Source organism: Novosphingobium sp. AAP83 (assembly GCF_001295795.1).
Lineage (GTDB): Bacteria > Pseudomonadota > Alphaproteobacteria > Sphingomonadales > Sphingomonadaceae > Novosphingobium.
In genome coordinates this window covers 81301-99424 of sequence record NZ_LJHY01000008.1, presented here as the reverse complement: position 1 = coordinate 99424, position 18124 = coordinate 81301, and the positions used below count along the sequence as shown (strand labels likewise).

Here is an 18124-nt window from a genome sequence, read left to right as displayed (position 1 = left end):
GTCAGACCTTTGTGAAAATGATCGGATAGCGACCCCAGTTGGGGCGGCTCGTCTTGGGGTCGGGGGTTGGTGGATCTGCGGGATTCAGCCGCGCCCCCAGTTCCAGCAGCGCAATGACCAACAACGCGACGATGCCATACTGATGCGTTGCGGGATCGCTTCCGGGCTTGACCGGGACACCCCCGTCCAGTTCGCGGCCAAGGCAGGTGTGCAGGCCGATGCCGAACGTCAGTCCCGAAGGGAGCATATTGGCGGGCATGGTGCGATCGGGATCGAACCGGTCCGCACCTTCTCCGAACAGGTCGCGGTCGCGATTGGCCGTGAACAAGTCGAGGACGACCTTGTCCCCCGCCGCGATCTCGCCTGCGCCCGCAACATGCATCGGGCAAGTCCCGGATCGCCATGCCTGCGGACTGGCTGGATGCAGGCGCAGGCTTTCGTGCACGCAACGCTGCACGAACACGGGATCGGCCAGACGCGCCCAGCGCTCCGCATCGTCATTTGCCCACAACAGGATTTCGTGCACGCTATGGACCACGGCATTGGCGGTCGAATGCGCGCCTGCCTGCATGTAAAACGCCATTTCCCGATTGAGGGCCGCGCCATCCATGTCCAACTCGTCTCCCGCCTGCAGGATCACCGTCAGCACGTCGCGGGGCAGAGCCTCTGATGGCGTCTGGGGATCGGCGAGCAATTCGCGCCTGCGTGCGACCGAAGGCTGATTGAACCGCTTGTCGAAAACGGCAAGGGCATCGAGAACTTCGCCTTCCAGCTCGACCTTGTCGCGCGTCGAGTGCACCATCGTTGCACCTTCGCTGAATTTCTTGACCAGACGGATCAGCAGCTCGGTTTCCTCGACGGTTCTTTCGGGTCGATCGATGCCGGCAAAGTCGGCTGTCAGATTGGCAGTCGCCCGATATCCCAGTTCGATCAGGTCGGCCCGACCCGCCGCGACAAACGGCCGCAGCGTTTCCGCCAGCGTCGCGGGAAACACCGTCTTTTCATAGTGGCGAAAGAAATTGCGCCTGAATACGCGCACTTCGACGGCGCGCCGCTCGCTATGCGCTGCGCCGTGCAGCGTCAGCAGCACGCCGTCCATCACTACTTTTCCAGCATCATAAAGGGCCTGTTTCAGGTTGATGTTGCGAAGGGCCGCTTCGCAATCCCTGAAACTTTCGAGTTCAAAAGTCCGGCTCACAGAATAGCATCCTGCGAAAGGAACAGCACAGGATAGCGTGCCCAGGTTATGCGCGTGATCGTTTCATCCTTTTGAGGGCTATCCGAAGGATCACGCTGAATGCCGCATTTTAGCAAGGCTTCGACGATCAGCGGAACGGTGCCGTATTGGTGATCGGCCGAGCTTTGCCCGTCGCGCGGATCGACGCCGATCGCCAGATTACGGCCAAGGCAGGCATGCATGCCATGGCCCATCGACAGACCATAACGGAACGGTCCCTTGGCGATTTCGCGATGCGGATCGAACCGATCGGCATTATCGCCAAAAAGTTCAGAACTGCGGTTGGCCGCGCGCAGATTGATGACGATCTGATCATCAGGCTGCGCGACAATCTCGTCATGCAATGTGACAGGACAAAGCGCGCGTCGCTTGGCGACCGGACTGGAAGGGTGAAGCCGTACGCTTTCATAGACGCATCGCTGGATGAAGTAAGGATCGGTACGCAAGGTTTCACGGTCTTCGGGATGCCCGTCGATCCATTCGAGAATTTCATGGATGGCATGTGACAGCGAATGGATGGTCGTGTGGGCCCCTGCCATCAGGTAGAATATGCCTTCCTGGACAAACTCTTCCGGAGACATCTGCAGCTTGTCCTGCCCCATGACCAGCGCCATCAGCACGTCTTTGTCCAAAGCGTCGGCAGAAAGGCGTCCTGCCTGACACTCTGCCCATAGTGCCTGTCGACGCGCCAACGAGGGGGCCAAAAACTGCCTGTCGAAGGCCTCCATTGCCGCTCGAATGCGCGCTTTCTTTGGCTCTATGTCTTCCGGACGTGATTGCCCCAGCGCCGGTGCCAGACTGAATTCCATCAGCAGCCGCAGCAGTTCCCCGGTTTCCTCAGGGGTGCGCAGTGGCCGGTCGATCCCGGCGAAATCGACGGTCAGGTTCATCATGATACGGTAACCGATATCGACCATGTCGCCGCGCCCCGCAGCGCGAAACGGAGCCAGGGTTTCCTCCAGCGTCTGGGGCAAAACCGACTTCTCATAGTGCAGAAACACGTCCTTGCGGAACACGGTCGCCTCGACATTGCGGCGCGCACGATGCGCGCTGCCATGCAGGTTGACCAGAACATGCTCCATCATCAGCGACGCTTCGTCATAAAGCGACTGGCGCAAATCCAGTTGCTTAAGCGCATGAACGCAACCGTCGAACGACATGACCTCATGTTCGGTCATTGCTGCTTAAGCTCCTCGCCATGACCAAGCGTCGCCGCGCGGGTCGCAGGGATGGCCGAGTAATTGGATACGCGCCAAGACGGCAGCGGCAGTCGGCTCGGCAGCGGTGTGTCAATGTCGAGCGAACGTCCGCCGACGAAAACACGCGCGATGGCGCCGGGCTTCCCCAGAAGGGTAACGTCGGCAAGAGGATCGCCGCGTACTAAAATCACATCGGCGATCCGGCCCGGCTCCAGCGTACCGACCTTCCCCTCCAGACGCAGCGCGCGTGCGCTCTCACGCGTGGCGCAAATCAGCGCTTGCGCCGGTGTCAGCCCCAGATTGTCGACGAACACCTGCAATTCGCGCCAATGCCATTCGCCATAGGGCGTGATCGAAAAGCCGCTTTCGGTGCCGCACAACAGGGGGACCCCGGCATCGTAAGCGCGGCGCAATTGTACGCTGCTCTCGGCAATTTCCTTGGCGAACAGCTTTTGCAGGTACGGGCTTGCCCCGACCTTGTCCCCATGATCCGCTAGCACGGCCTGGAAGGTCAGCGTCGGTACGATCGGCACCTTGCGCTGGATCACCGCCTCCAAGGCTTCCTCGTCCATATAGGTCGCATGCAGGATCATGTCGAAACCGGCCCGCGCCGCATCCCGCGTGCTGGATGCATTCCTGCAATGGCCGACGATCGGCAAACCCAGGTCGTGAGCGGTATCTGCGGCAACGCGTAACTCGTCTAACGTCCAGACCTGAATTTCGCCTTCCTCACGCTGGCGCGGGATGAGGCCGGTCACGTGGATCTTGATCCAGTCGACGCCGCGCTTGGCTTGCTGCCGCACTTCGGTCACAATTTCGTCGCGGGTGCGCGTGACTTTCAGATAACCGATGCGGCCCTCGTCCGGCACCAGCATTCCCGCAGTTCCGCCGACCGAAGTGAACAGCGCGTTCCCGCCGCAGGTCATACGCGGCCCGGGTATGACCCCACCCTCGATCGCATCGCGCAGATCGAGCGACACATTGAAGATCGTGTCCGCATCGAAAAATCCCGTCACTCCGGCGCGCAGAAGCTTCTGCGCATTATGCCCAGCAACGATTGCCGCAAGACCCTCGCGCCGGTGAAAGAACAGCTCGTCGTTGGAATAGGGTTCGTCGAAGCTGATATGGCAATGTGCATCGATCAAGCCGGGCATTACTGTCATGCCCGAACCATCGATACGGTTAACCTCGGCTTGGCTGGCGGCCCAGTCATGGGCAGCCTGCCTAGTCCCGATTATCCGATCGTTGAAAGCGATCGCCGTCTTGACCGCCTCACCGCTCACAGCATCAAAAACACGACAGTTTTCGATCAGGAAGCCGTGTCTGTTGTCTTTAACATCGTTCATCGGACCAGTCGCCTACGTCGAAGAAGACTGGCACTTTATATCGATATCAATATATATGCAATGCCAGCTATCGCCGAAATCGTGTTCGGATGCGGCGACACGAAAGTCGCCAACAGAATCTTGGGCGACCCTATTGCTTAGCATGGGCCGAATGCGCATCCCGATCGCGACATTCACTGCTGGGTGATCGGTTCGTAGGTCCAGCACTTTTGCGCGAACGCGAAGTGAACACCCTATTCGGAGAGCGGCTTCCGCTCGTGGCATCGCTATCATACAAGTAGGCCGTTAAACGCAGAGCGTCTTTGATCTTGCTGAGCCACTCGAACATTCAGAACACCGTTCAATATGTCGGTGTTGCTGTTGACGACGCCATCACGCTTTTGGACCATACAGAAAATCTGACCGAGTGTGGCGCAGGCTCGCAAGGGGTCGGCGGGCCCGTCGCCCAATGAACCAACGGCAGGAATCGATTGGTCCGACCGTTTTAGAGAACGGTCGGGATCAAGGCGCTTTCTGCCGGAATGAAACTGACGCTGGCAGCAGATTTCAGCGGGAACTGACGTTCGCTCTGATGCGAACAATCGACCGAAGTTGGATCGACAGATGCCCCTCCGGTCTCTCGCTATTCTCTGCCATTTGGGTTCATTTTGTGGCTTAAGCAGCCCTTTGCACCAAAATTTCCCAGTAATTTGAGCGCCCATCGCTTTCATGTCGAGTGCACCAATCTTTTCAGGCACTTTGAGTAACGTTCCAAGTGGGCTGAATTGTACGAGTCCGCACAGCGCAAGATTTCGGGCGCATAAATCGCCTCGGCCAGTCGCGCGAGAGAGGCGCTTTGCTTGGGGGTATCTCCTAGAACTATGAGAACGTCGGGAACATGGGAACGGCTGCCGCTGATCGGCAGATTTCCGCGCCTTAGCCTGTTTCCATTGTTGGCGGGCGCTGTTCCCACCTCGGCAGAAGCGGGAACATATCTACAATAACGTTTATCTTTTATAGGGCCGTCATCGTCCTTGGCGTTCGCGACCTAAGCCTTGCGCCACTCGCGCGCCGAAAGGCCGAAACGCTTCCGGAAGCAGCGCGAAAAGTAAGCGATATCATTGAAACCGGCGGAAATGGCGATGTCCGTAATGCTGCGCTCTGTATCAATGCGCAGCCATTCAGCCGCCTGCTGCAAACGTGCATCGGCGATATAGCCCGATGGTGTGCAGTTTAACCGGGCAAAGGATGATTGCACACTTCTGGGCGTTACGCCTGCAGCGTGGGCTAATGACGATGTCGTAAGGTCAGGATCGGTGAAGCGTGTGTCGGCAATGGACCGCAGCTTCTTCAGTAGCATGTCTTCCTTATCCTCAGCGCCTGCGGTAAAGATTGCTGATTCGAGAAGCGCGTAGAACGCCGCTACGGCACCGTCGCACCAGGCCGCGCCCACTTGCCCGCTGCGCCCGATTTGCCACAGCGACAGGATATAGTTGTGCAGAAGTCGCACAGCGCTGGCTCTGCCGCTGAACGTTCGACAGGCAAGATCCTCAATGTCGGGGATGCGTACACGCAAGGGCTGCAAGGGCAGCTCGACCGACAGAATGTCGTTTGAATCGGAGACGTCCAAGCAGTATTTGGAATCGCCGATGTTGAACTCCATGTCGCCGGGCTCCAGCAATGCATGCCTTTCCAACTGGTCGATCTGGGTCCGGCCGCGGTGCTGGATGTGCAACACGAGCTTGCATTCCGACGAGCCTAGGGTCGGGGGCAGGCGTTCGATTCTGGCTCTGGGAGACCGCGGCCGGATCAGAACCAGATCGCGCAGATTCCAGCGCCAGAGATCAGCGTTGAAATCCTCAACATCCGAAAAAATCCTCGTCCCGTGATAGGCTGTTCCGGTGATTTCGTTCCAGAATTTCAGTCTGTACTGGGTTTTGAGTGATCTGGTCGACAGAAATTGCGCGCCCGCCGCATCCATTCTCCTGCTCCAGTTTCGTTTTCGTTGTTCCCCCGATCTAGCACAGCCCTATTAACGCGGCCAAATGCGCCATTTACATAACGGTCATAGCGCAGACGCTTTTTCCATGGATTGCGGCATGACCATGATCTTGCACTGGGTGGTACGCTGACGCAACGCCTCGAACGCCTCGGGCAAATCGCTCAATCCCACCGAATCCGTTATCATCGCACGCGGCGACAGGTCTCCTGCATCAAGCGCCCGCGCCGAATTTTCAAAGTCTGCGATGCCATAGAATACTGCCATCTGGATACGGACTTCTTTCGAGATCGCGAAAAACGGATCGATCTGGTCCATCTTGGTGCAAAGCCCCAGTACCACGACCGTCCCGCGCGGGCGCACCAGCTTGATGCAACGATCGATCAGTCCGGGCTGGCCGACGCATTCGAACACGATGTCCGGCAAGCCGCCCATAATTGCTGAAACCTGTGCCGGATCATCTGCAGCCTGTGGATCAATAAACAGGTCGGCCCCCATGCCCAGAGCCATGTCCTCGCGCTGGCGGGTCCGGGCTGTCACGGCAATGCGACCGGCTCCCATTTTTCGCGCCCAATAGATCGTGGCAAGACCGATCGGACCTGCCCCAACCACCAAGACGCGCGCACCTTTCTCCATTGCGGCCATGACCACGCCATGGAGGCCGACGGCAAGCGGCTCGACCAGCGCACCGTCTTCGGCCGAAAGCGTGGAGGGCAAGGCGATACATTGCCGCTCAGACACCGCGAAATATTGCGCAAAGCCGCCGCCATGAAGCGCCATTCCGGCGCACCACGCCGGCTCACCGGCAAGGCATGATGCGCATGTTCCGCAACTGCTGATGGGCAGAACGGAAACCCGGTCACCGATCGCAAAGCGTTCGGCGCCTTTGCCGCGTTCGATGATGCGCCCGGCCATTTCGTGGCCGAGGATCGCGCCAGAAGGGACGCAGAACACCGGATCTTCTGTCATGTGCAGATCGCTGCCGCAAACGCCGCAACGCTCGATCTCGATCAGGACCTCTCCCGGTCCGGGCTGCGGCATGGCCACATCCGAAATCCGCAGCGGATGACCGATCCCGTCAAAAACGGCTGCTCTCATGTGGTCTGTTCCTTCCGAGCACGTGCGGACGATGCATCAACCTGCGTTGGTGATCAGCCATCCCCCATCAACCTTGAACTCGCTTCCGGTGACGTACCGACTCTCGTCGGACGCAAGGAACACGATCATTGCCGCCACGTCATCGGGCGTGCCGCGCTGTCCGAATGGGACCGCAGCACACAGCGCCTGCTCGGCTTCGGCTTCGGTTCCGCCGGAATTGCGCGCAAACGATGCAAAGATGCGGTCTGTCATCTGCGTCTTGATGAGGCCGGGATGCACCGAGTTGCAGCGAACGCGGCCCCCGTCCTTCGCGCCAATCAGCGCGAACGACTGGGTCAATTGCTGCACAGCCGCCTTGCTTGCGCCGTAGGCCATTGCGCTGGGCGATCCCATCATCGAAACGATCGACGCAATGTTAATGATGGAGCCACTCTTGCGCTCCAGCATGTACGGCATGACCGTGCGGCACCCCAGAAATGTCCCGTCGAGATTGATTCCAAGAACGCGCCGCCATTCGGCCAAACTGGTATCCAACCCTGCCTGGGCAAGATCACCCTCGATGCCTGCAGCATTCAGCAAGACGTCGACTTTCCCGAATTTGCCAATCACGTCTGCGAGGATTGCAGCCCATTGTGCCTCATCCGTCACGTCTTGGGCATGGGCATGACCGCCTACCGCTTCCGCGACGGAGCTAGCGGCGGCATGGGCAATATCGGTTACCACAACTATTGCGCCCTCCTGCGACAGAGCGCGTGCCGCCGCGCCACCAAGTCCGCCGCCGCCCCCAGTGATCAGCGCGACGCGCCCTTCCAGTCTCTTTCCCATGGTTTTCGCCTATTCCTGACTGTTATACTGTGTTGCGACGGGTGCTCGTCAGGAGATCTGCCGGCTAATCAGCTGAAATCCATCAGTTCCACGACGATCCCGTCGAACCCGTAAGTGTAGATGACCTTGAACCCACCGGCTTCATCAACGTGCTGGACCGGGCCGACCGGCTTGAAGCCGTGCCCGGCAAGGGTTTGCAGGAGATCATCGATGCCTTCGACCAGCAGCATGATGTGAAGATGGCCGGGATCGCAGGGCCTTGCGGTTGAACCACGGCGATCAAGCGGCCGCGCATATTCCAGCAATTCCAGTTTGTGTCCGGGCAGATCGACATATGCGATCGTGATCTGCGCACCCTCCATCCCGGTGATCCGCTCGAATACAGGGTCATCGTGGCGCACCGGAGCAGTAACCGTGCCGCCAAGGGCATCGCCAAAGAACCGGATGGCGCGGGCCATGTCGGACACCGTAATGCCCGTATGTCCCACGCTCAGCACGCGGCCTTTGTTCACCGCGCCACCTCTGCGTCAACGACACAGACAGGCGTGCCAACCTCGATATCCTCCCCTGCCGGAACGAGAATCTCGATCATCGTGCCGGGCGCAGTTGCCTGCACTTCCTGCGTGACCTTTTCCGTCTCTATCGCGTAAAGTGCATCATCAACCTCGAAGCGTTCGCCCGGCTGCTTGAACCATTCGACGATAGTTGCCTCCGACATATTCATGCCGACCCGGATAAGCTTGAGCGTGATCCTCATGCAGCCACCTTCGAGACAATCCCGCGTACGGCGACAGCAATCTTGTTCGCATCAGGCAGGACGGCTGCTTCCGCGATCGGTGCAAACGGAATCGCGACGTTAGGAATGTTCACGCGTTTCACCGGCGCCTTGAGGCTGGCAAAGCCCTTGTCCGCTGCAATTGCTGCGATGTACCCGCCAGCGCCGCAACGGTCTCTGCTTTCGTCCACCACCACAAGGCGGCCGGTCTTGGCCAACGAAGCCAGAATTGCGGCTTCATCGATCGGAACGACGGTGCGCAAATCGATAACTTCGGCCTCGATTCCTTCTTCTGAGAGAGCTTTGGCCGCATCCAGACTGGGTTTGACCATCGAACCGACGGTCACGATCGTCACGTCGCTGCCTTCTCGCGCAATGGCAGCCTTGCCGAACGGGACCAGATGGTCACCATCGGGAACATCACCCATCTGTCCCCCCCGGGCACTCGCCTCGAGCAGGAAGCTCGGGTTATTGCTGCGGATGGCAGTCTTGAGCAGACCTTTGGCATCTGCCGAGTTGGACGGCATGGCAACGTTGATCCCGCCAAGATTCATGAGCGCAGGGTGCGCACTGTCGCTATGCTGCGCAGCATTTGATCCCCCGCCGCCGTAACCTGCGATAATGGTGATGGGCAGCGCGATCTGCCCGCCGGTCATCAACCGCATCTTGGCGATCTGATTGGCGATGGCATCAAACCCGGTATAGACGAAGTTCGCGAACATCATGTGCAAAACGACATGGAAGCCCGCGGCCGTGGCACCCAGCGCCATGCCCGTCATCGTCGCTTCACAGATGGGCGTATTGCGGATGCGGTTCGGACCGAACCGGTCATAAAGTCCGCGCGTATCGCCGAAAATGGCCAGTTCGACATCTTCACCGATGACGATCACATTTTCATTGCGCTCCATCTCTTCGAACAGCGCGTCGTTAATTGCCTGGATATAGCGTCTGCGTGGCATGGCTCAGGCCTCCTGATTTTCAAACATGAGCGAAAAGGCAAGTTCGGGATCAGCATCTTCGCCTGCTTCGGCAAAGGCGACCGCCTCTTCCACCTCTTCGAGTACGGACTGTTCGACCGCAGCAAGATCCGCAGCATCAGCAATCCCCTCGCCGGTCAGGAACGCCTGAAAACGCAGGATCGGATCCCGGTTTGCCTGCTGCCAAGCGGAAATTTCTTCTGCACTACGATACGTCCCGCCGCCAAGAAAGGCATCTTCGGCTTCAAGGTGTCCCTGGATGCGGTAGGTGGTGGTTTCCACATAAGACGGCCCACCGCCAGTCCTTGCCCGCTCGACCGCTTCGCGGACAGCGGCCTGAACCGCCAGAACGTCGTTCCCGTCAACGATCACGGTCGGCATGAAGGCTTTGGCGCGGTCGACGAGTTTGCCCCCGGTGACGGTCGACGAAATCGTGAACTCGGACACGCCGTTGTTTTCGCAGAGAAAGATGGTCGGCAATTGCCATGCCGAGCTGACATTCATGCTTTCCATGAACGTACCCTGGTTTGCGGCGCCATCTCCGAAGAAGCACATCGCCACACGCCCGTCACCCCGCAGCTTTGCACCAAACGCCGCGCCGGTGGCGATGGCAAATCCGCCTCCGACGATGCCGTTCGCACCCAGGATACCTTTGGAAAAATCAGCAACGTGCATGGACCCGCCCATGCCCTTGCAGATACCCTCGCGTTTACCCCAGATCTCGGCGTACATACGCTTAAGCTCGCCGCCCTTGGCAAGGAAGTGTCCGTGCCCGCGATGGGTGCTGGTGATCCAGTCACGATCCTCGATGACCGAACATGCACCCACACCGCTGGCTTCCTGGCCGATGTAGAGATGCACGGCGCCGGGAAACTTGCCTTCCCGGCACAGTGCCGAAAGCCGCTCTTCAGAGCGGCGGATCAGCAGCATACGACGCAGCAGCGCCAGATAGTCCGCTTGGTTGTGCGATACATTCGCTTCCGCCATCTTTCGCCCTTTGTCTTTTTGCCCAAACCATCACCCAACCTTTGCCGGGAGAAGGCATGAACGTGGCCCGTTCGGGGCCTTTCGTACCGGCAAGCGCTGCGCCACCCGGTAAAATGACGTCTATGCAATTGAGCGCCCGCATACTTGGATTCTGCGGGACCTTAATTTGCATAATTGCGAAGCCACCCACTTGACCAAAGGCGTCGACAGGGTTCGGGGCGATTGATCGCAGAGCCCAATAGGCACGCAATTCCGCCACTGCGCGAACAAGGTTACAAAGTCCCGGCACTGTCTGCAGTGCCATTTATGCAGTTGGCGCATAACCGTGTTGCATCCCGCTTACTTGCGGAGCCCAAGGCGACCAAATAGCTTTCACGCTAGGTTAAAGAGCTGACCGTCCGATTAGAAATCTAGACTGCGAGCCATGCCAAATTGCGGGGGCTCTGGTGGCGCTACGCATTCTCGGAATGCTTTCCGCGAGCCGCCACCACAAGAGCTGTCGGAAGCGCAAGCACGAACACGGACGCTTCGGACAACCGGAGCCTGGGAGAGTTGAAGAATGCAAAAGTCTGATGGGGCAACACACAGGGGCATATACCTCCTCGATGCCTGGTACATGGCTGCGTGGAGCGAGACGGTAGATGCCGCGCTGAAGCCGATCACTTTGCTTGATACGCCTGTGGTCCTGTTCCGCACGTCGGACGGCGAAGTGCGGGCGCTTCTTGACGAATGCCCGCACCGGTTCGCGCCGCTATCGTCTGGCAAGCTGGATGGAGACACGGTGGTTTGCGGCTATCATGGGCTGCGCTTTGCCGGTTCAGGGGAATGTGTCGATCCCCGGTTCACCGAAATCAACCGGACCCGAGCCTGCGTCCGGTCCTTCCCTGTCATCGAACGTGACGCGATGATCTGGATATGGATGGGCGATGCAGACCGCGTCGATCCTGCCGGCATTCCGGATTTTTCGTTCTTCTCCGATCCAGGCCGGTCCAGCTTCTTTGGCTACACACACGTCAAGGCCAATTACCAGCTTGAAACTGATAACCTGATGGACCTGAGCCATCTGGACTATGTTCATGTTGGCACCATCGGCGCCGGGGCCACGTTGCAGGGCAAGCATAGCGTCGTGCAGGAGGGGCGCACCGTCCACTCCTGCTGGACCTGCAACGGGATAGAATGTCCGCCGCAACTGGTGCCGTTTCTCCAACCCGGTGATGCCAAGGTCGATCATTGGATGGATATGCGTTGGGATGCCCCGGCGCTGCTACGTCTCGATACGGGCGCAACCTTGGCAGGCAAGCCTCGGCAGGACGGTTTCTTCTCCCTGCAGGCCCATTTTGCCACGCCAGAAACCGAGCACACGACCCATTACTTTTGGGGGCTCAGCGTGCCCGGGCCGGCGAATGCGATGCACGATGTCGTCAATGCTGCAGTTCGACAGGCGTTCGAGGAAGAAGATCGTCCCATGATCGAATCCGTGCAGCAGCGCATGGGCACGAATGAATTCTGGGCCAAGCAGCCGCTGATTTTGGCCGAGGACGCAGGTGCCATCCGTGCACGCCGCCTGTTGGACCAACTGATTCAGGCAGAATGCCGGGCGACTGAATAGGCGAACGGCGCGGCCCAAGCCGCCGGACGGACTTTTATAAGAATGGTCATCCTAAGTTAATGACAAAATGGGAGGAATTGAATGGTATACCTGTTTTCTAAGCTGCGCAGCGGCACCAGTCTGGCGGTAATGTCCGCAGCCATCGTCGCCGCCCCTGCGATGGCCCAAAATCAGGCGGCAAATCCAGCCACTCAGGCAGTTCCGCAATCCGCAAACGATGTTGAAAGCGTCGACGAGATCATCGTAACTGCGCAGTTTCGCTCGCAGAACTTGCAGGATACACCGCTTGCGATCAGCGCATTCAGTGCGGCATCGCTGGAGGCCCGAGGCCAAACCAGCGTTACCGAAATTGCGCAGCAAGCGCCTAACGTAACGCTCAATAACCAGGGAGCAAGTTTTGGTCCCTCGCTTGCGGCGTCCATTCGTGGTGTTGGGCAGTTCGATTTCAATCCGGCGCTGGAGCCGGGTGTCGGATTTTACGTCGACGATGTCTATTATGCCACGCTGACAGGTTCGATCGTCGATCTGCTTGATCTGGACCGTGTGGAGATCCTGCGTGGGCCTCAGGGGACACTGGCCGGCAAAAACTCGATCGGCGGTGCCATCAAGCTCTATTCCCTTCTGCCACAGGGCAGCAACACCGGCTACATTTCGGCCACTTACGGCCAGCGCAACCGGCTTGACTTGCGAGGTAGTTTTGATGCCCGATTGGCCGAAAATCTGGCGATGCGTCTCGCGGGCGTGACCAAGCGCCAGGACGGTTATGTTGATCGCATCGATTACGGATGCGCATTCCCCACCAGTGGCGTTCCCCGGGTGCTGTCTGCCGGTAGCGACTGCGTGATCGACAAGCAGGGCGAGGTCAATTACCAAGCGGTGCGCGGCTCACTGCGCTGGGAGGGTACGCCTGGCCTTGACGTGGTTCTCTCGGGTGATTTCACCAGCGAGAACAGAACCGGCGCGCCGGGGGTTTTGACCGATCTCAATTTCACCGGCAATTTTGCGCGGGTGTCGGATCTGCCATCAACGTTCAATTTCCAGAACTTCGTCGTGCCCGAAGGCGGATATTACACTTACGCAACCTTCAACAGCCCGGCCAGAGCGCTGGGGCCGTTTGCGGTGACCGAACTCAATGTGCCCAACCGCGTGAAATACAAGGGTGGCGGTGCATCGCTGAACCTGACTTATGAGTTGTCGGACACGATGTCAGTCAAATCGATTACGGCTTATCGTGGCTATACCACGAGTTTTGGCAGCGATGACGATGGGTCACCGCTCGGCTTTGCCACTACGCTAAATGACCTCGATTTTTGGTCAGTCAGCCAGGAACTCAGGCTGAATGGTTCCATTGGTGCCGACAATGCGTTCGAGTATACCGTTGGCGGGTTTTATCAGGATCAGAAGTCGACCACGAGCGTGACCACCCAGGTTGGTTTCGCACCGGTACCGCTTGGATTCACCGCGATCAATGAGCCAGTCGATGCCAGCACAGAGGCTGTTTTCGCCCAGGGCACATGGCATGCCAGTGACAAGCTGAATATTACTGGCGGCATCCGCTACACCAACGAAAGGAAGGACTACACCTTCTTCCGCTTCCAGAAAGATGGCAGCTTCAGCCCGCTGGTGTCAGGCACGAATGGCCAGACATCGACTTTCAGCGGCGACAACGTCGATTATCGCGTGGCCATCGATTATCGCTGGTCTGATGAATTCATGACTTACGCGCAGTTCTCGACCGGCTTCAAGGGCGGCGGGGTCAACCCGCGTCCGCAGAGCTCTGCACAAGTGGTTTCGTTTGATCCCGAAACGCTGACATCATGGGAACTCGGTTTCAAGTCTGACCTCTTTGATCGGAAGTTGCGGCTCAACGCGTCGGCGTTCTACTCCAAGTACAAAGACTTGATTGTCACGCTCAACACGTGTCCGCCGAACCTTGCGCCGATCCAGCCCTGCTTTGTACCAGCCAACTCCGGCACGGCTGATATCAAGGGTTTCGAAGTGGAAGCGACCCTGCGACCGGTTGATGGTCTGACCATCGACGGGGCCGTGAGCTATGTCGATTTCCAGTACAAGAGCCTGAGCGCGCTGGCGATCGTCAGCGGGATCACCCTGAATGACCAACCGGTCAACACGCCGGAATGGAAGTACAGTTTTGGCATACAGTACGACCTGCCTTTGGGCGGGGACTGGGAACTTTCTCCGCGCTTTGACGGGGCCTACCAATCGGAGATATTCAGCCGGGCCAACAATCTTCCGCGCAACCGTATTGACGGTTATTTTCTGGCCAACGGGCGGGTAACGCTCAACAATTCCGATAGTGACCTCGGCTTTACGTTTGAGGTTCGCAACCTGTTCAACAAGTATTATTATGCAGGGATATTCGATATCGCGAACGGCTTTGTTTCGGCCACTCCGGCACGCCCTCGCGAATGGGCAATCACCGTCAGAAAAGGGTTCTGATCGGGTTGTTGCGGGCAGGGGCAATCCTGCCCGCAACACTGTTTTGCCGGACCGGGGGAATCGTGTGGGATCGAAAGGTTTCCAGAATTTCGAGGGCGCTGTTGCCGTCGTCACCGGCGGTTCTTCGGGCATCGGTCAAGGTATTGCGCAAGCCCTTGTGCTGCGGGGAGCACATGTGGTTATCGTGTCCAATGACGAGGAACGCCTGTGTAAAGCTGCAGCGGCAACCGGAGCGGTCCCGATGGTCGCCGATGTATCCAACCGCAAGGCCATGCTGCAACTTGCTGCAGATGTGATGGCCAAGTACGGAACCGTCAACATTTTGTGCAACAATGCCGGCGTTGGCCCGGTTGCGGCGATCCAAGACCTGACTCACGATGACTGGCAGTGGATGATCGGTGTTAATCTGTGGGGTGTGATCCACGGGATCGAGGCTTTCCTCCCGCATCTTCTGGCCGCGCCGCGCGGCGGGCAGATCGTCAACACGGCATCGCTTGCCGGGCTTTGGTCCGTGGCGAAGCTGGGTAGTTATTCGGCGGCAAAGGCAGCTGTCATTGCGATGACCGAAGCTCTGCATCTGGAGCTTCAGGCAAGTGATGCACAAGTTGGCGCAACGGTGCTGTGCCCCGGTCCGGTCCATTCCGAGATCAAATCCAGCTTGCGCAATCGGCAGGGCACAGGCGCCTTGGCAGACATCGATATTGCCAATATCTTTCCGCCCGAAGTAATCCGGACGCCAGCGCAGATTGCCCTTCAGGTGATTGATGCGATCGAGCACAATCACCTATACATTCTGACCCATCCGGAACTTTCGAGTGCACTTGATCTCAGGCATCAAAACCTGTTGGCGGCCTTTGAACGCGCCAAATCATGGACAGGCATCGGTTAAATGCACCGGTCAAAAGGTGCAACGCCGTCAGAGGAAAGAGTCACGCTAGACCGGTTCTTCCGATTGCGCCAAATACTGGTTAGTTTTGTTCGCAATGACAATCGGGGAAGGCAAGGGATCATGGAACACCGTCATAACAACGCCTTGCTGAAGGGGGCTGCCAAACCAGATCGCGGCGCCCGCAAATCATGAGTGGCTCATTCACCAACGGCATCAACGATCCGGTACGGGATATTGATCTCAATCTTATACTCGTTCTTGAAAGCCTGCTTGAAACAAACAGCGTTGGTGAGACAGCGCGCCAAATGGGATTGACGCAAAGTGCGGTGAGCCGCTCGCTTTCGCGGCTACGCCTTCAGTTTGATGATCATCTTTTCGTCAAGACCAACAACCGCATGCTGCCAACCGCCAAGGCACTTCAACTCGCTGACGCAGTAGGTGCAATTGTCTCGCTGGTTCGTGAACGCTTGCTGCCGGACCTGAGTTTCGATCCCGCCCGCCTTACGCGGCCCATTATTCTTTGCCTCGATGACATGGCCGAAGCCATCATCTTACCGCGTCTTATGCGCCTTCTGATGGCCGCTACGCCGCATTGCTCGGTCCGGACAGTACCTGCAAGCGATGCCAATTTCCGATCAGCGATGGAGCATGGCGCGGCCAGTCTGGCCATAAAGGAAACGCCGCCACCTTTTGGCGAGATGATGCAGCAAAAGCTCTATGATGAAGAGCTGCAAGTCATGGTTCACGTCAACGCTGACGTCTCAGATCCGATCACGGCCGAAGAGTATTCCCGGCTCCAGCACATCGGCTACATGCCGGCTGATGGAACCCAGTTTGTACAACCATGGTTAGACAGCCAGGCGATAAGCCGCACTGTGGCGGTACGAAGCCCCCATGTCCTGGCGATACCGCAAATCGTAGCCCAGAATGAAACGATGGTCGCCACGCTGCCGAGCCAGCTTGGGAAGATCATGCCGATCCCAAATGTCCGCATGGTCAAGACCGCTTTCGCCCTTCCGCGCATGGCAATCAGCCAATACTGGCACAAGCGATTTGATAGCGAGCCGATGAACATGTGGCTGCGCCAGCAGATACGGACTGTGGTCAGCGAAATGTAGCTGTCGGGGCAGGGGCTAATTGCCGTTGCTGCGGGCATAAAGAAACGGATCGGGGAGCAGGCCGGAATGCTGAACATCGCAGACGAATCCGCAAAGCTGCTAAGCCGAGGCTATCGCACCCGGCTCGTCGTCATCATGGTTGTTGCTTCGATCCTCAACTATGCCGACCGCACACTTCTCTACGCCATTGTCGAGCCGATGCGGCGCGACCTCGGTTTCAGCGACAGCCAGATCGGTTTGCTGCAAGGATTGGCCTTCGGCATCATCTACTCGGCTTTGACTTTGCCGATTGCCAGACTGGCCGAGAGGGCCAGTCGCGTGAGGATTCTGACCTGTTCGGTCGCGTTCTTTTCAGCAGCATCGGCGCTTTGCGGCCTTGCTGCCAATTTCGGCCAGCTGTTCATTCTGCGCACGGCTGTCGGGGCGGGTGAAGCAGCCTACATGGCGCCGGCATCGTCACTGTTGTCAGACCATTTCCGCGCCAGCCGCCGCGCGTCTATCATGACGATGATCGGGTTGGGCGCACCGATCGGCTATTTCGTCGGCAGCAGCATGGGCGGATGGATTGCGGCCAATTGGGGCTGGCGGATGGTCTTTTTCGCCTCGGCCATTCCCGGAGCCATGGTATCGCTCGCGATCTACGTGCTTCTGCGCGAACCGCCGCGCGGGCTGGCCGATGGTGCCAAGCCTGAAAGCACGCCGCCACCCAGCCTGCTCGATGTCCTTCGCATGACCATGCCGCTGCGCGCTTTCCGACACATCTTGGCCGGGAGTGCCCTGGTTGCTCTGGCGATCAACATCGTCATGCCGTTCCAAGTGCCGTTCTTCATTCGCGCGCACGGGCTGCCGCTGGCACAGGCGGGTTTTCTGTTCGGCATCATCACGCTTTTTTCCGGGGTAATCGGGATCCTGATGGGCGGGCTGGGTGCCGACTTTGCACGGCGTTTCGACATGCGCTGGTATGCTTGGGTGCCTGCAATTGGCAGCGCGATTGCGGCCGTCGCTTTCCCCATTGCATTCCTAACCGAATCGTTGCCTGTCACCGGTATGTCGCTACTCGCAGGCGGCATAGCGAGCGCGTTCTACATGGGGCCCAGCTATGCCATGATCCAGAACATGGTCGGCCCGCGCATGCGCGCCTCAGTCGTCGGATTGATGGCCATGTTGCTCGGGATCATCGGCAGCAGTTTCGGGCCGACTCTGCTGGGCGTTGCCAGCGACCAGTTTGCCTCGCACATTTTCGGCGCGGATTATGTTGTCACCTGCCTCCACGCGCCGGGCGGCGTGTCCGCCATGACCGTACAAGTAGCCTGCGACGCCGCCTCATCCAACGGTCTGCGCTATGCACTCGCTTGCGCGGGCTTTTTCATGGCATGGAGCGCGCTCCATTATGCTCTCGCTGCACGAACCGTGATCCGTGACATGAAATACATGTCACCCGGTCCGACATGACGCGGCGGGACGCACGCTATCCGAAGAGGGTGTAGGCGCAAGTGCCATAACGGTCTTGCATGTGCACGGATTGCCCGCTCAACTAGCTTCCCCTAGTTTTTAAGCATCAACAAAGCGGGGTCAAGTGCAAGGCCTGAAGGCTGGCGCTTTACTGAGGGCAATTGCCTGCAAACC

General features: G+C 58.5%; 16 protein-coding genes. 6 read left to right on the top strand and 10 right to left on the bottom strand.

Annotated elements, in window-relative coordinates:
• Position 1: 1 nt before the first annotated feature.
• The 3 genes from IP81_RS04935 to IP81_RS04925 are packed head-to-tail and all read right to left on the bottom strand — an operon-like array spanning position 2 to position 3590.
• Positions 2 to 1198, bottom strand: coding sequence for a cytochrome P450 (locus IP81_RS04935; RefSeq protein WP_054106872.1), 1197 nt, complete (start codon positions 1196 to 1198; stop codon positions 2 to 4).
• Complete coding sequence (locus IP81_RS04930) at positions 1195 to 2415, bottom strand: cytochrome P450 (RefSeq protein WP_054106871.1); 1221 nt, start codon at positions 2413 to 2415, stop codon at positions 1195 to 1197. Before IP81_RS04930 ends, IP81_RS04935 begins: the two co-directional genes overlap by 4 nt.
• On the bottom strand, positions 2412 to 3590 hold the full coding sequence (locus IP81_RS04925; protein WP_197274518.1) for an amidohydrolase family protein: 1179 nt from the start codon (positions 3588 to 3590) through the stop codon (positions 2412 to 2414). The genes IP81_RS04930 and IP81_RS04925 overlap by 4 nt, the downstream gene beginning before the upstream one ends.
• A gap of 57 nt (positions 3591 to 3647) precedes the next feature.
• On the opposite strand from IP81_RS04925, the gene IP81_RS20835 reads away from it, so the two are divergent.
• Complete coding sequence (locus IP81_RS20835; protein WP_197274517.1) at positions 3648 to 3923, top strand: hypothetical protein; 276 nt, start codon at positions 3648 to 3650, stop codon at positions 3921 to 3923.
• Positions 3924 to 4809: 886 nt separating this feature from the next.
• Here the strand turns inward: IP81_RS20835 and IP81_RS04920 are convergent.
• From IP81_RS04920 to IP81_RS04890, 7 genes are all read right to left on the bottom strand, one after another.
• Entirely contained in the window at positions 4810 to 5742 is a 933-nt protein-coding gene (locus IP81_RS04920) for a helix-turn-helix domain-containing protein (protein WP_054106869.1), read from the bottom strand.
• An 84-nt stretch (positions 5743 to 5826) separates the two neighbouring features.
• Positions 5827 to 6858, bottom strand: coding sequence for a zinc-binding dehydrogenase (locus tag IP81_RS04915; protein ID WP_082355981.1), 1032 nt, complete (start codon positions 6856 to 6858; stop codon positions 5827 to 5829).
• A 36-nt stretch (positions 6859 to 6894) separates the two neighbouring features.
• Positions 6895 to 7683: a glucose 1-dehydrogenase gene (locus tag IP81_RS04910; RefSeq protein WP_054106868.1), complete on the bottom strand. Its 789-nt coding sequence runs from the start codon at positions 7681 to 7683 to the stop codon at positions 6895 to 6897.
• Positions 7684 to 7751: 68 nt separating this feature from the next.
• Positions 7752 to 8195 (bottom strand): VOC family protein, encoded by a 444-nt coding sequence (locus tag IP81_RS04905; RefSeq protein ID WP_054106867.1) that lies wholly within the window; start codon positions 8193 to 8195, stop codon positions 7752 to 7754.
• Complete coding sequence (locus IP81_RS04900) at positions 8192 to 8440, bottom strand: lipoyl domain-containing protein (RefSeq protein WP_054106866.1); 249 nt, start codon at positions 8438 to 8440, stop codon at positions 8192 to 8194. The genes IP81_RS04905 and IP81_RS04900 overlap by 4 nt, the downstream gene beginning before the upstream one ends.
• Complete coding sequence (locus tag IP81_RS04895; protein ID WP_054106865.1) at positions 8437 to 9417, bottom strand: alpha-ketoacid dehydrogenase subunit beta; 981 nt, start codon at positions 9415 to 9417, stop codon at positions 8437 to 8439. The genes IP81_RS04900 and IP81_RS04895 overlap by 4 nt, the downstream gene beginning before the upstream one ends.
• Before the next feature lie 3 nt (positions 9418 to 9420).
• Positions 9421 to 10422, bottom strand: coding sequence for a thiamine pyrophosphate-dependent dehydrogenase E1 component subunit alpha (locus IP81_RS04890; protein ID WP_054106864.1), 1002 nt, complete (start codon positions 10420 to 10422; stop codon positions 9421 to 9423).
• A 559-nt stretch (positions 10423 to 10981) separates the two neighbouring features.
• Here IP81_RS04890 and IP81_RS04885 point away from each other — a divergent pair.
• The 5 genes from IP81_RS04885 (at position 10982) to IP81_RS04865 (ending at position 17950) form a co-directional block, all read left to right on the top strand.
• Positions 10982 to 12031: an aromatic ring-hydroxylating dioxygenase subunit alpha gene (locus IP81_RS04885; protein WP_054106863.1), complete on the top strand. Its 1050-nt coding sequence runs from the start codon at positions 10982 to 10984 to the stop codon at positions 12029 to 12031.
• A gap of 81 nt (positions 12032 to 12112) precedes the next feature.
• Positions 12113 to 14491: a TonB-dependent receptor gene (locus IP81_RS04880; RefSeq protein WP_054106862.1), complete on the top strand. Its 2379-nt coding sequence runs from the start codon at positions 12113 to 12115 to the stop codon at positions 14489 to 14491.
• Positions 14492 to 14555: 64 nt separating this feature from the next.
• Entirely contained in the window at positions 14556 to 15380 is an 825-nt protein-coding gene (locus tag IP81_RS04875; protein WP_054106861.1) for an SDR family NAD(P)-dependent oxidoreductase, read from the top strand.
• 188 nt (positions 15381 to 15568) lie between these two features.
• A complete protein-coding gene (locus IP81_RS04870; RefSeq protein ID WP_054106860.1) occupies positions 15569 to 16498 on the top strand; it encodes a LysR family transcriptional regulator in 930 nt (309 codons plus the stop codon).
• 66 nt (positions 16499 to 16564) lie between these two features.
• Positions 16565 to 17950, top strand: a complete 1386-nt coding sequence (locus IP81_RS04865; RefSeq protein ID WP_054106859.1) for an MFS transporter — start codon at positions 16565 to 16567, stop codon at positions 17948 to 17950.
• Positions 17951 to 18124 lie beyond the last annotated feature (174 nt).